Annotated in this window: 11 protein-coding genes; 6 read left to right on the forward strand and 5 right to left on the reverse strand. The window is 61.7% G+C overall.

Annotated elements, in window-relative coordinates; translation table 11 throughout:
- Positions 1-58: 58 nt before the first annotated feature.
- From DL891_RS12100 to DL891_RS12110, 3 genes are read right to left on the reverse strand one after another with little or no spacing between them, the layout of a single operon-like run.
- Positions 59-640: a (2Fe-2S)-binding protein gene (locus DL891_RS12100; protein WP_111720692.1), complete on the reverse strand. Its 582-nt coding sequence runs from the start codon at positions 638-640 to the stop codon at positions 59-61.
- The gene (locus DL891_RS12105; RefSeq protein ID WP_111720693.1) at positions 637-1,467 is read right to left on the reverse strand and encodes a xanthine dehydrogenase family protein subunit M; all 831 of its coding nucleotides are present in this window, start codon (positions 1,465-1,467) and stop codon (positions 637-639) included. The genes DL891_RS12100 and DL891_RS12105 overlap by 4 nt, the downstream gene beginning before the upstream one ends.
- Positions 1,464-3,866 carry a xanthine dehydrogenase family protein molybdopterin-binding subunit gene (locus DL891_RS12110; protein ID WP_111720694.1) on the reverse strand — a complete coding sequence of 801 codons (2,403 nt, stop codon included), beginning with the start codon at positions 3,864-3,866 and terminating at the stop codon, positions 1,464-1,466. The genes DL891_RS12105 and DL891_RS12110 overlap by 4 nt, the downstream gene beginning before the upstream one ends.
- A gap of 392 nt (positions 3,867-4,258) precedes the next feature.
- Here DL891_RS12110 and DL891_RS12115 point away from each other — a divergent pair, with 392 nt between their 5' ends.
- The 5 genes from DL891_RS12115 (at position 4,259) to nagB (ending at position 10,041) form a co-directional block, all read left to right on the forward strand.
- A complete protein-coding gene (locus DL891_RS12115) occupies positions 4,259-5,056 on the forward strand; it encodes a xanthine dehydrogenase family protein subunit M (protein WP_111720695.1) in 798 nt (265 codons plus the stop codon).
- Entirely contained in the window at positions 5,056-5,535 is a 480-nt protein-coding gene (locus DL891_RS12120) for a (2Fe-2S)-binding protein (protein WP_111720696.1), read from the forward strand. Before DL891_RS12115 ends, DL891_RS12120 begins: the two co-directional genes overlap by 1 nt.
- Positions 5,532-7,946 carry a xanthine dehydrogenase family protein molybdopterin-binding subunit gene (locus DL891_RS12125; RefSeq protein WP_111720697.1) on the forward strand — a complete coding sequence of 805 codons (2,415 nt, stop codon included), beginning with the start codon at positions 5,532-5,534 and terminating at the stop codon, positions 7,944-7,946. Before DL891_RS12120 ends, DL891_RS12125 begins: the two co-directional genes overlap by 4 nt.
- 332 nt (positions 7,947-8,278) lie before the next feature.
- Positions 8,279-9,082, forward strand: a complete 804-nt coding sequence (locus DL891_RS12130; RefSeq protein ID WP_198668875.1) for an arylmalonate decarboxylase — start codon at positions 8,279-8,281, stop codon at positions 9,080-9,082.
- Between the two features lie 173 nt (positions 9,083-9,255).
- The gene (gene nagB, locus DL891_RS12135; RefSeq protein WP_111720699.1) at positions 9,256-10,041 is read left to right on the forward strand and encodes a glucosamine-6-phosphate deaminase; all 786 of its coding nucleotides are present in this window, start codon (positions 9,256-9,258) and stop codon (positions 10,039-10,041) included.
- A gap of 36 nt (positions 10,042-10,077) precedes the next feature.
- On the opposite strand, the gene DL891_RS12140 is transcribed toward nagB, so the two are convergent.
- A complete protein-coding gene (locus tag DL891_RS12140; protein ID WP_111720700.1) occupies positions 10,078-10,437 on the reverse strand; it encodes a YrdB family protein in 360 nt (119 codons plus the stop codon).
- A 267-nt stretch (positions 10,438-10,704) separates the two neighbouring features.
- On the opposite strand from DL891_RS12140, the gene DL891_RS12145 reads away from it, so the two are divergent.
- A complete protein-coding gene (locus tag DL891_RS12145) occupies positions 10,705-12,030 on the forward strand; it encodes an MFS transporter (protein WP_232819140.1) in 1,326 nt (441 codons plus the stop codon).
- 123 nt (positions 12,031-12,153) lie between these two features.
- Here DL891_RS12145 and DL891_RS12150 read toward each other — a convergent pair whose 3' ends face one another.
- Entirely contained in the window at positions 12,154-12,951 is a 798-nt protein-coding gene (locus tag DL891_RS12150; RefSeq protein WP_111720753.1) for an ABC transporter permease, read from the reverse strand.
- Positions 12,952-12,956 lie beyond the last annotated feature (5 nt).

The following is a 12,956-nucleotide window of genomic DNA, read 5'->3' on the forward strand; positions in this document are numbered from 1 at the left end:
TGCAGAGCAGGACGCGAATCGTTAATCCGAAATCTTCACCGGCCCAGCTGCACAGCCATCAACTCTCCGATTCTCGTCCTCGAAGCGCTCGGTCAACACGTTCTCCGGGCCGCGCCCAGACTTCCTCGTCCCGGAGCTCATCCTTTTCTCGCTGTGCCTGAGACGTTTCTTCGGCGGCCCTTCTGACAGCGCGAATGATCCCGTGGTATCCGGTGCACCGGCAGAGGTTTCCGTCAATCGCTTCTCGAATCTCGGCTTCGCTCGGATCGGGGTTCTTCTTGAGCAGCTCTTCGGTGCAGAAGAGCATGCCGGGCAGGCAGTAACCACACTGAAAACCAAACTCTTCCCAGAACGCCGTTTGAATGATCGACAGGTGCTCGCTGCTCTCGGCAAAGCCCTCGATCGTGCGAATCTCGGCCTTGTCGGCGCTGACACCGAGGGCAAGACACGATTTCACCACTTCGCCATCGACAGTGACCGTGCATGCTCCACAGTCGCCGGTGCGGCAACCGACATGCGTACCGGTGAGGCCGAGGTCCACGCGGATGAAATCCACCAATGTCTCACGGACGTCTATGATCGCGTCGCGACTCTCTCCGTTTACCGTCACGTTGATTCCAACGCCCTCGTGAGTGGTCATCGTTCTTCTCCTTCAATCTGTTCGCGGACAGCCCTCACGGCGCGTGTGGCCATGGTTCCTGCGGTATGGCGTCTGTAGTTCGCGTTGGCCAGTGCATCGCTCCAGGGATGGCTGATGAGCGAACGCGTGAGGTCGGCGATCTCATCCTCGGACTCGTCTCCGGCGAGGTCGACCACGACCGGCGTGGTCGCGGCGCCGCCGATCACGACGCGCTTGGCGAGCCCGTCTTCGGAGGCGATGCACCCGGCGGTGACGATCGGCGTGCTGCCTGTCACGTTCCTGAACTTCTGATAGGAGAAGATCCGCTCGGTGTCGGCGATCGGCACGAGGATCTCCTCCAAGAACTCGCCGGGACGAAGTGCCGTCGTCAGCGCGTCAAGGAAGAAATCGGTTGCCGCAACCTTTCGTTGACCGTCACCCGATCTGAGAACCATGGTGGCGTTCAGCGTGACGAGTGCTCCGGGAGCATCGGACGGGGGATACGCGAAACACGCTGATCCGCCGATTGTGCCTGCGTTCCGAATCTGAATCCCACCGGTGATCCCCGACGCCACCTTTCTCAAGAACGGGGGAGTGTCGCCGGCCTCCAGCAGCTGGGTGTACGTCGTGCTCGGACCAATAGAAATCGTGTCCTGGTTTGTGGACACGCCCGACAGCCCGGCAGCTGAAAGATCCACGACGACTTTCGGCCGACGCAGGTGTTGCCCCATCTGCTGGACAACCCAGGTGCCGCCGCTGATGATCGCGACCTCATCCTCGGTCGTGATCGCTGTCACCACCTCGTCGACATTTGAGGGGCGTAAGTACTCGAAACGGTCCAGAATCATTTCTTTAGCTCCTTCTCGCGGTACTTGATCGCATGCAACACGGTGCCCGGGCTGAGCGGCATCTTCCGAATGGTGATATCCAGTGGGGCAAGAGCATTGTGTACGGCATTCGATACTGCGGCCTGCGCCCCGCCAATACCCGCTTCGCCCGCCCCCTTGAGACCAAGTGCCGTGTACGGGCTCGGCGTCACCTGGTGCATCGTCTCGATCATGGGGAGATCGCTCGCGCGTGGCATCAAGTACGACTTGAAGCCGTTCGTGGTCAGCACACCGGTCTCCGGGTCGTGAATCGAATGCTCCATGAGCGCAGCGCCGACTCCCATGGCGATCGCGCCCTCCATCTGGCCCTCGACAAAACGAGGGTTGATGATGGTTCCGCAGTCATGCACGACGCCATACCGCTGCAGGTCGACTTTTCCGGTCTCGATATCCACCTCGACGATCGCGACATGCACCGCATTGGAATACGTCGGGTAGATGTTGATCCTGCCGTCCGCATCCGGCGTCTGCTGAATATTTCCGGGCAGATAGGTTCGGGTCGATTCCAGAGGAGGCTCGACTCCAGTCGCCGTCGCGAAAGCCAGCGTGTAAATCGTGTACGCCACATCGGCGATCGGGATGGACCTGGAGGGATCCGAGATTCGTCTGGCGAAGCCCCCACCAAGCTCGACGTCGGTATTGTCCGTTTCCAGAATCCGTGAAGCGACTTCGACGAGCTTCACACGGATGTCGCAGGCCGCGAGATAAGCCGCATTGCCACCAGTTACCATGCTGCGGCCGCTGTAGTTTCCGAAACCGTACGGAGTCGTCAACGTGTCACCCTGCAGAATCGAGGCGTCGGCCATCGTGACACCGAGTTCGTCAACGACAATCTGCAGGATCGACGTATCATTTCCGCCACCGGGCGTTGTCACTCCCGTGAGAACCGTCACTTCTCCCGATGGGCTCATCTTGACGGTGGAGGTATCGAATCCGCCGACGAGTGTTCCGGGGATATCCCCGGACTCCGGGGTGAGTTCGAAAGCAAACCCGACCCCAAGGTGGCGGCCCTCCTGCAACAGCCGCATCTGCTCGGCTCGCACATCATCCAGGCCGATCATTTCGACGGCCTTGTCGAGCGCCGCATGGTAGTCGCCGGAATCGATGTTCAGTCCGCCGGTCGTCTTGTACGGAAACTCATGTGATTCGATCAGGTTCCGCCGACGCACTTCCACCGGATCCATATCGAGGCTGCGAGCCACGAGATCAATGATCCTCTCCATCACGAGGTTCGTGGCTTCTTTTCCGTAGCCGCGTGCAGCGTTCCACGGGCTCTTGTTGGTTGTGGCGACCGTCACGAGAACGTCCACATTCTCGATCTTGTAACCGGTCGGTATCGACATTCCTGTCAGGAAGGCCATCCCCCACCCGGGAGGGGCGCCCAGCGCGCCGACGTTGGCGACGAAGTGATCCTTCAGGGCTGAGATCTTGCCCTGGGAGTTGAAGCCGACCTTGAAGCGATGAGTCTGCTCACGGGCACCGATCAGGAGGGTCTCGCTGCGGTCCTCGATCCATTTCACTGGCTTTCCCGAGAGCCGGCTGAGGAGGCAGACCAACGATTCCTCGGGGTGACCGTGCATCTTCAGACCGAATGCGCCACCGACGGCGGGGGCGATGACCCGCACCTGTGATTCTTTGACTCGCAGCGCGCGAGACAAGACCCACTTCAGTGGGTGTGGGTTCTGCGAAGCTCCGTAAAAGGTGTAGCTGCGTGCGCTTTTGTCCCAGTCGGCGATGTAGCCACGAGGCTCGATCGGTTGGGTGGAGTAACGCTGGATCTGCAGTTCGTCTTCGATCACGTGCTCCGCGTCGGCAAATGCGGCTGCCGGGTCGCCACCACCGAACGGGATCTGGATGACCACGTTGTCGTCCCAATCCTCGTAGAGGCGAGGGGCATCGGCTGCCAACGCCTCATCACCATCAATGACGAACGGCAGAGGTTCGTACTCGACGTCGATCAGCTCGATCGCGGCTTCAGCATTCTGCCGCGAATCCGCAACCACTGCTGCGACGGGTTCACCTGCGTACACCACTTTGCCGAGCGCCAGGCAACGAACGTCTGTGCTCTTACCTCCGAAGGCCAAGGGGCTGATGAAGTGAGGAATGGGGTCGGTATGCTCTGCAGCCTCGGCTCCGGTCAGCGCGAACTCAACGCCTTCGGCGCGCCTGGCGCGTGTCAGGTCGATCGAGACGATCCGAGCATGCGGATGGGGGCTTCGCAGGATCCCCGCGAAGTGCATGTTCGGGAGGCGGATGTCGTCGATATACACCATTTCACCGCGAAGGAATAGTTCCCCATTGTGCTTTCGTTCCGACGTACCGACTATTCGCGTCGTCTCGGAGTCAACTTTGACTGTCATAGTTGTATACAATCAGAGCATTGACTGGCCGTCAATAGCACTGGGACGAATTCGCGGGATTCTCTCGTTCACCGATGCCTGCCCAGGGTGACGTGATTCGTGGGGGGTGCGATGGCCACCGCTGTGCATAATGCGACCGTTCCGCGGATTGTCGGTATTTCTGGCGGATGTGTGTGCCCCTGCAGAGGGGGTGCGCGAACCGAACCGCGGTACGCGCCACTGAGGAATCTGTGGCCCTTGCGAGGCCGACTTGTTTTGCGTGTACTCTGTTGAGAACGATTCGGCCGGTGTTCCGGTGCGGCAGGATTCCTCATGGTTGTATGTGATCTGGCGAATCGCGACAGAACGTACGATCGTTTGCGTGCTGCACGAGCCGAAGCGGAGGAGCGATCATGAAACTCAGCCCGTTCACTTACTGTCGCCCCGACAGCGTTGCGGAGGCTATCGAGTTGCTGGCCGGCGACCCGGCGTCCTATCCATTGGCGGGCGGGCAGAGTTTGATGCCGGCCATTGCGCTGAAGGAGCGGAGAGCAGACCTATTGGTTGATATTTCGCGCCTCGATGACTTGCGGGGGATCTCCTTCAGCGGAACGAGCGTGACAATAGGGGCGGCTGAGCCCATGTGGGACCTGGAGCGGTCAGAGTTGATCCGCACGCACCTGCCGTTGCTCACCCGGGCGCTGTCAACAGTCGCGGCGGCAGGAATTCGCAGCCGGGCAACCCTCGGCGGGAGTGCCGGATGGGCCGATCGCACGTCGCAATTGCCGGCGACGCTCGTGGCGCTTGACGCCACCATCGTGTCGTCAACTCGTCGCATCAAAGCACACGAGTTCTTCGTCGGACACGGACAGACCGCACTCAACCATGATGAACTCGTGCTCCGCTTCGAGATCCCCTCAGCATCGTTGGGGCATCACGACCTCCAAGTGGTTCGACGCACCTACATCACCTGGCCGGTCGCCGGGGCTGCGGCCGTCGGCACCGATGCGGGCACCATCAGGGTCGCGCTTTTCGGGGCGGCACCCGCCCCGATCCTCATCGTTACCAGTGATCCCGCCGATGCCGCGGAACAAGCATCTGACCGGGCGGCGCCTTTCGACGATGAGCACGCGACGTCGACGTACCGTCAACGTGTGATTCCTGTCCTCGCGCGGCGTGCCGTCGCGAACGTACTGCGAGTGGAGACCTGATGAAAGTGATCAACCTTGTGATCAACGGCAAATCCACGACCTCGATCGTGGGGGACCGCATGACGCTTGCCGACTATCTCCGCGACGAGCAAGGACTGACCGGCACACGGCTGGGGTGCGAGCAAGGCGTCTGCGGGGCGTGCACGGTCATCGTGCGAAAGCGCCCCGTCCGCGCGTGCCTCTATCTGGCAGTGCAGGCCGATGGGCAAGAGATCGAGACGATTGAGGGCCTTGCCCCGAACGCAACTGAGCTTTCGCCCATCCAGGACGCATTCCGGCAGGGCCATGCAGTGCAGTGTGGCTTCTGCACATCCGGAATGCTTCTGACGGCCAAGGCGCTGCTCGACGAGAATCCGAATCCCGATGAGGACACGATTCGTGACTGGATGCACGGCAACATCTGCCGCTGTGTCGGCTACCAGCAGATCATTGAGGCCGTGCAATTGGCAGCAGAGCAGAATGCGACCGAGACGCCATGACGAGTGAACGAGACCGGCGGTTCGTCGGCCAGAAGAGAACAACATTCGAATCGGCGCGTCATGTTCGCGGTCGCGGAAAGTTCGTGGCAGACATCCAATTGCCCGGGATGCTGCACGTCGTGATGGTTCGGAGCCCGCACGCCCATGCTCTCATCACGTCCGTTGATACGTCCGAGGCGCTGGCCATGCCCGGAGTCCACGCCGTGATCACCGGTGCCGACGTCCGTGCCAGAACAGAGCCGATCTTCACCCTCGCCGCTTTGCACGATCCTCCGCTCGATATACCACTGCCCGCCCTGGCGCACGACAAGGCCCGGTATAAGGGGGAAGCAGTCGCGGCGGTCGCTGCGACGTCACGGGCGTTGGCAGAGGATGCCGCCGAACGGGTACGGGTGCAGTACGAACCGCTGCCACCAATCACCAACGCAACACAGGCGATGGCCGAGGGGGCGCCCCTCGTGCACGACGGTTCCCCGGGCAACGTGATCATGCACCGCAAGTACGACTTCGGTGACGTGGAGGGTTGCTTCGAGCGCGCTGAGACAATTGTGCGACGAAAGCTCTCCTGGCCCCGGCAGACCGGCGCACCGCTTGACACATTCGGCTGTGTGGCTCAATGGGAACCGGGCACGGATGAGATCACATTCTGGAGCAACCACCAGAGCAACGTCCTACTGTGGACCCTGGGGGCGACGCTGGGCGTGCCGTCACACCGGGTGCGGGGAATTTCTTGCGACATCGGTGGAGCATTCGGCGGCAAGTTCTGGCAACCGCGTGGGATGGTCGTCTGCGCGCTCCTGTCCCGCGACACGGGACGGCCGGTGCGATTCGTCGAAGATCGGGTGGAGCACCTCGAGTCGGGGGACAACCACGGCGAAGATCGAACCTACGACGCAGAACTGGCGCTCGATAAAGACGGAAAGATGCTCGCGCTGCGCTTCGACATCGTCGAAGACTACGGCTCTGCCTTCGTTCTGGGATCAATCAACAACTCGGAGCCATTGGCGCAAGCAGTCGGCCCGTACGGTATCGAAGCGGTGGGGGTCGACTTCACGGCGGTACTGTCGACGAAGCCACCGCAAGCAGCTTTCCGAGGATTTGGCGGGGCGTCACTCAACTTCCTTCTCGAGCGAATGACGGATGCTGCGGCCCGTGAACTTGGATTGACGGCCGAGGAGATCCGCCGACGAAACCTTCTGCGTCCAGAGCAGTTCCCTTACACGACGCCCACGGGCAACCTTTACGACTCCGGTGATTACCCCCAGGCCCTGGACAGGGCACTCGAACTGGCGGATGTCGATGGCTGGCGTCACTACCAGAAGGATGCACGCCGTGAGGGTCGTGCCATCGGCATCGGCTTGGCCACATGCCAGGAGCGAAGTGTGCAATCCGGCAGCGCCTTGTGGCTCATGTTCGACCAGAACCATGGTCGCGTGACAACGGCCGCGGAGACCGCGACGTGCCGTGTGGACGGGCACGGGAAGGTCACCGTGGCGCTTCACTCCCCATCGCTCGGGACTCCGATCGAAACTGTGGCTGCAACCGTTGTCGGTGAAGAACTTGGCGTCAATCCCGGCGATGTGTCGGTGCGCCACCTGGACACGGCGGTAGCCGGGCCGGCGATGGGTCCCGTTGCCAGTCGAATGACGGTCATGCTGTCTGGGGCCGTGTCCGGCGCAATCCACGAGATTCGCGAGATGATGCGCCCGATCGCGGCAAACATGCTGGAGGCAGCGCCCGACGACCTCGTCTGGAACAAGGACGAGTTGGGCTATTTTGTGAAGGGCGCGCCCGACGCTCACGCCTCGATGGCCGAGATAGCGCATGTTGCGTATTCTTCGGCGTATCTGCTGCCTGACGGCACTCGAAGTGGTCTTGAATCCACATATACGTTCGATCACCCCATGGCGACCCTCCCGAACGGTTCAGACTGGGGAATATTCGCGCCGATCATCGGACATGCGGTTCACATTCCCGTTGTCGAAGTCGACCTTGAGACCGGAGGGGTGACGTTCCTCGATTATGCCGTCGTCCATGACTGCGGCACCGTCATGAATCCGGATGCAGTGCGAGGCCAGCTCATCGGTGGGATCTGCCAGGGAATCGGTACCGCACTGACAGAAGAACTCCACTACCAGGATGACGGCTCTGTGATCGGGCGTGATTTCCGGAGCTATCTGATCCCCACTTTTCTGGACATGCCCAATATTCGTATTGAACATTTGGAGACGCCTTCACCTTTCACCTACAACGGCGTCAAAGGCGTGGGCGAAGGTGGCCGGATGGTTGCGCCGGCAGCCGTCGTCTCAGCAGTGGAGGATGCACTTTCGACCTTTGGCTGCGCTATCGATGAAGTTCCCATGACGCCCGAGAAGATACTGGGTTGGATCGACGGGAAGAACCGGCGCTGAACAGCAACAATCGAGATTGTGTACAACCTCGGCTCGCGCGGATTCGTCCATCCACCGTCCAGGAACCGGACTCCCGCGAGTTTCGCGAACCGATCCCGCCGCAATTGTAGTTGCTGTCGGCCCGGAATCGCTCATATTCAGCGAGCACCTTCGTTCAGGGGAGACCGGGCGCGAGTGTGGGGCGGGTCACTGAGGCCGCCAGTTGGGTTCCCAGCACAATCTAATTCTGTCGCCAATCAGTATACAATCCGCCCAACCATCAGCTAGGGTGAACAACAACCTCGTGATCCGGGGTGACGGCAATATCCTGTTCACGAGCAATCACTGTTCAAGTGGATAGCGCGTTGAAGCAATCCTGTGGATGTTATTTTTACGAGTGGAAGGAACGAGCATTGACTGACTCAGTTGGATATCGGCGGAAATTTGCAATCATCATGCCTTCGACCAATACGGTGGTCGAGCATGATTACTCCGCGATGAAGATCCCGGGCGTCACCTGTCACTTCGGACGAATCTACCTCGAAGATGGCGCGGCCGGCGACAATGATGCGTTTGAGCAGCTGATCAGCCAGATCAGGGCTTCCACGGCCGAAGCGGTCAAGGTTGTCATGACCTGCAAGCCCGACTACCTGGTCATGGGGATGTCCGCCGAAACATTCTGGGGCGGAAAGGCCGGCAATGAGGCCTTCACGCAGCGGATGAAGGATCTTTCGGGTGTTGAGGTGTCGACGGGTGCTGACGCCTGCCACAAGGCCGCAGAAGTCCTCGGAATCAAACGGATTGCCGTCATCACGCCGTACCAGCCTGTCGCCGATGACCAGGTCTATACCTTCTTCTCCGAAACCGGACTCGAGGTGGTGCGCATCAAAGGACTCAAGTGCGAGACGGCGACAGCCATCGCGGAGGTCCAGGAAGACCGCCTCATCAACGAACTGAAGGAGATCGACGGCGACGATATCGACGCGATCGTACAAGTGGGTACGAATCTTTCGATGCTGCGGGTGGCCGCCGAAGCCGAACGCTGGCTGGGTAAGCCGGTGCTGGCCATCAACGCTGTGACACTGTGGCACGCGCTTCGTGCGAACGGCATCGATGACCAGATCGCCGGTTTCGGACAGTTGCTCGGAAAGCACTAGCGGCGAGAGGCCTCCTCAGAGCTGGCGCAGCGGGTAGCTCCTCGGCGAGTTCGCCGGTGTAGTTTCGGGGGAATCCTGGCTTGGGAGTCAGGGCGAAGCGGCGTGAGCGTGCAACTGGCAGAATGGATCGAGGCGACTCGGTATCGGCCGGCGCCCGAGCTGGAAGTGAGTGCATGGTAGAAGTCGTTCTTGTCGAGAGTCCACGCGAAGCCGGGCAACTGGTCGCCCGTTCGATCATCGACCTGGTGGCGGCGAAACCCGACGCCGTGCTCGGATTCGCGACCGGGACCACGCCGCTGGTGATCTACAACGAACTGGCGGCCGCGGTCAAGCGGGGTGAGTGCGACTTGAGCCGTGTGCGAGGTTTTGCACTGGACGAATACGTGGGGCTCTCCGAGGCTCACCCGGAGAGCTATCACTCGGTGATCGAACGTGATGTGATCGGCCCGCTCGGGCTCGACCCGAACCTGGTGCATGTTCCGAACGGCGCACTCGATTCGATCCAGCACGCGGGTCAGGATTTTGAGGACGCCATCATTGCTGCCGGAGGGATCGACCTGCAGATCTTGGGTATCGGAACGGTGGGTCACCTGGGCTTCAACGAGCCCGGGTCCTCTCTCTCATCACTGACCCGGGTGAAGACCCTCACCCACCAGACCCGTCAGGACAACGCCCGGTTCTTCGGAACGATCGACGAGGTGCCGATGCATTCCATCACCCAGGGCCTGGGCACCATTCTTCGTTCCGAGCACGCAGTCATGTTGGCGTTCGGCGAATCGAAGGCAAAGGCCGTGCAACGCGCGGTCGAGGGCGGAGTCAGCGCCAGTCTGCCGGCATCGATCCTGCAGCTGCACCGCCACGCCACCGTGCTGGTCGATGCCGAGGCGGCAAGCCGGCTCGAGAACCTCACCTACTACCAGCGTGCCTGGGAGCAGAAGATGGTCTGGCAGCGGTTGTAGCCGGGAGCATTCAGCCCGAAGCCGTGACCGCTCGGGTCAGGCCAGTTGTCTGCGACCGTGGATCACGCCGCTGACCACGGCGACGACACCGAAGACGAGCGCGACGATCGGCTGGCCGAGCGACCACCACGCGAACGCAACGGATGCGAAAATGACGATCTCGATCAGAGACCGGGCGAACAGGTCGACGCGAAACACCGCCTTGGGCGAGAGGAACAGCCCCCAGACAAGGATCGCGAAGACCGGCGCGCCGAGCCCGAATGCGATGTTCTGCCACGGGGCGGGCCACGCCAGGAATCCCCAGATTCCGAGGCTGACGAAGGCGAAGATCTCGAGCACGAATCGAATGATGTCGTTGATGCCGGGTCGAGTGGTCTGGGCAGGGTCTGGAGTCACCCGACCAGCTTACTTACTTGGGCGAGCCGGGGGCTTGACAGCGCTTGCTACACTTGCTGTTGGCCGGTGTGTTCCGCCTGGCCCCGGGCGCGTCCGTTCACGCGTAGTCGATCCCCTCATCGTTCCCCCGCCCAAGGCGTGGTAGGAAATAGTTTGGATCCTTTTCCCCAAAGTGCTTTCCCTATGACCCCATCTACTTCACTGCCCCCGCACACACAGGTGTCCTCCCCAGCTCAGCCCACCGGCCAAGGCCCAGGCGACGTTCCGGTGACCACAGCCGGGATTCCGACGACACCACCGCTGTTCGTGAACACCCAGGCGACCCGCACTGCGGATGCCAGGTTCCCCTGGCTCGGCCTGAGCATGCTGTCGTTCGCGGTATTCCTCTCCGTCTCCTCAGAGATGCTGCCGACCGGACTGCTGCCCGAGATGAGCGCAGGACTCGGAGTGAGCCAGTCACAGGTGGGCCTGCTGGTGAGTATTTTCGCGTTCACCGTGGTGCTGACCAGTGCACCCTTGACCATCCTCACCAAGCGACTGCCCCGGCGCGCACTGGTCATCGCGGTGCTGCTGATCTTTGCGGCCAGCAACGCGTGGACCGCGCTCGCCCCCAGTTACGAAATGGTGGTGGCATCGCGAGTGCTGGGCGGGTTGGCGCACGGCGTGTTCTGGGCGGTGGTCGGCGCGTACGCGAGCTACCTGGTGCCCAGGCGCCTGATCGGTCGGGCCGTTTCGCTGGTGATCAGCGGGGGAACCCTCGCCTTCATCCTCGGCGTGCCGCTCGGCACCTGGCTCGGCCACATGCTCGGCTGGCGACTCGCCTTCGGAGTGCTGGCCGGCGTGACCCTCCTGATCACCATCATGGTGGCGCGGTTCTTGCCTGCCGTGGTCCGTGACCAACCGGCCCCGGCACGGACGACAGCCGCCCGTGCGACATCCACGCTGACGACAAATACTGATCCGGTATCGGCCAGGGCCGCGCGCCGCGCTCGTCGGGATCCGACCATTCTTGCTGTCGCCCTGGTCTGCACAATCACTTCGATCGTCATGATCGGGCACTACTCCTTCTACACCTACATCGCCCCGTACCTGATCGACGCGATGGGAATGAGCACCGATGCGGTGGGCCCGCTCCTGTTCGTCTTCGGCATCGCCGGCGCTGGCGGGCTGATCGTGGCCGGATCCCTCGGTTCGCAGAAACCACGGATGTGGTTGCTGATCGCGCTCGTCGCCTCTGCCGTGACCGCGACCGTGTTGGGGCTGTTTGCCGATCAGACGGCGATCGCAATGATCGCCTACGTGTTGTGGGGGCTGGCGTTCGGCGCACTGCCGCCGCTCCTCCAGACCCGACTGTTGCACGTGGCGTCCGTTGGCATCCGCGACACGGCGAGTTCGTTCTACACCACCGGGTTCAACATCGGCATCGGTGGCGGCGCGTTGCTCGGGGCGATCGTGTTCGACCAGATCGGCCTCGTCGCGCTCCCGTTCGTCTATGTGGGCATTCTCCTGGTCGCGCTCACCCTGGTTCTCGTCGGTGACCGGTTCGTGCCGATGCCGGTCACCGCTCAACTCTCGACGATCCGGTCACGATAACAGTCAGCGGCCCGTCGTGCACGCACCGTGCCGCCCGTCAGTCAGCCAACACTTCTGTCAGGTAGCCGGCACACTGTCAGGCAGCCGATGCAGCGCCACTTGCACAGCGCTCGTTGCCCAGCGCTACTTGCCCTCTTTCTCCAGGCGCTTGCGTCGTGCTTCCGCCGAGATCTGAGTGATCAGAACGAGAATGATCGCCAGGAAGAACACTGCGGATGCGATCACGTTCGCTTCAGCCGGGATGCCGCGTGCCGCCGAGATGTAGATGAACTTCGGGAAGGTGCTGGTGGTGCCCGCGTTGAAGTTCGTGATGATGAAGTCATCGAAGCTGAGTGCGAATGACAGCAGTGCAGCGGCGATGATGCCCGGCAGCAGCAGCGGGAACGTGACCCGCCAGAACACCTGCGCGGGGGAGCCGTACAGGTCGCGCCCGGCCTCTTCCAACGCGGGGTCGAGGGTTGACACCCTGCTCTTGACCGCGACCACCACGAAGCTGATGCAGAACATGGTGTGGGCGATGATGATCGTGCCGATGCCCTTCTGAACGCCGGCAGTCAGGAACTCGGCAGCCAGGGCCGCACCCAGCACCACCTCGGGGGTGGCCATCGGGAGGAACAACAGCAGACTGATCTGGGATCTGGCCCGGAACCGGTAACGCACGAGCGCGATCGCAATCATGGTGCCGAGGGTGGTGGCGATAACGGTGGCGACAACGCCGATCACCAGCGAGTTGCCGAAGGCCTCACACACCTCGATCTTCGCGCAGACGTTGGTCCAATTGTTGAGGGTGAACCCGCGCCAGACAACGTTCGACTTGAGCGCGTCGTTGAAGGAAAAGACGAAGGTGTAGGCGATCGGGATCGCGAGGAACACGAGCGCGACGAAGGCATAGACCGGAAGCACCCAGGATCCGAAGCCGATCCGGC

Source organism: Homoserinimonas sp. OAct 916 (assembly GCF_003260275.1).
Lineage (GTDB): Bacteria > Actinomycetota > Actinomycetes > Actinomycetales > Microbacteriaceae > OACT-916.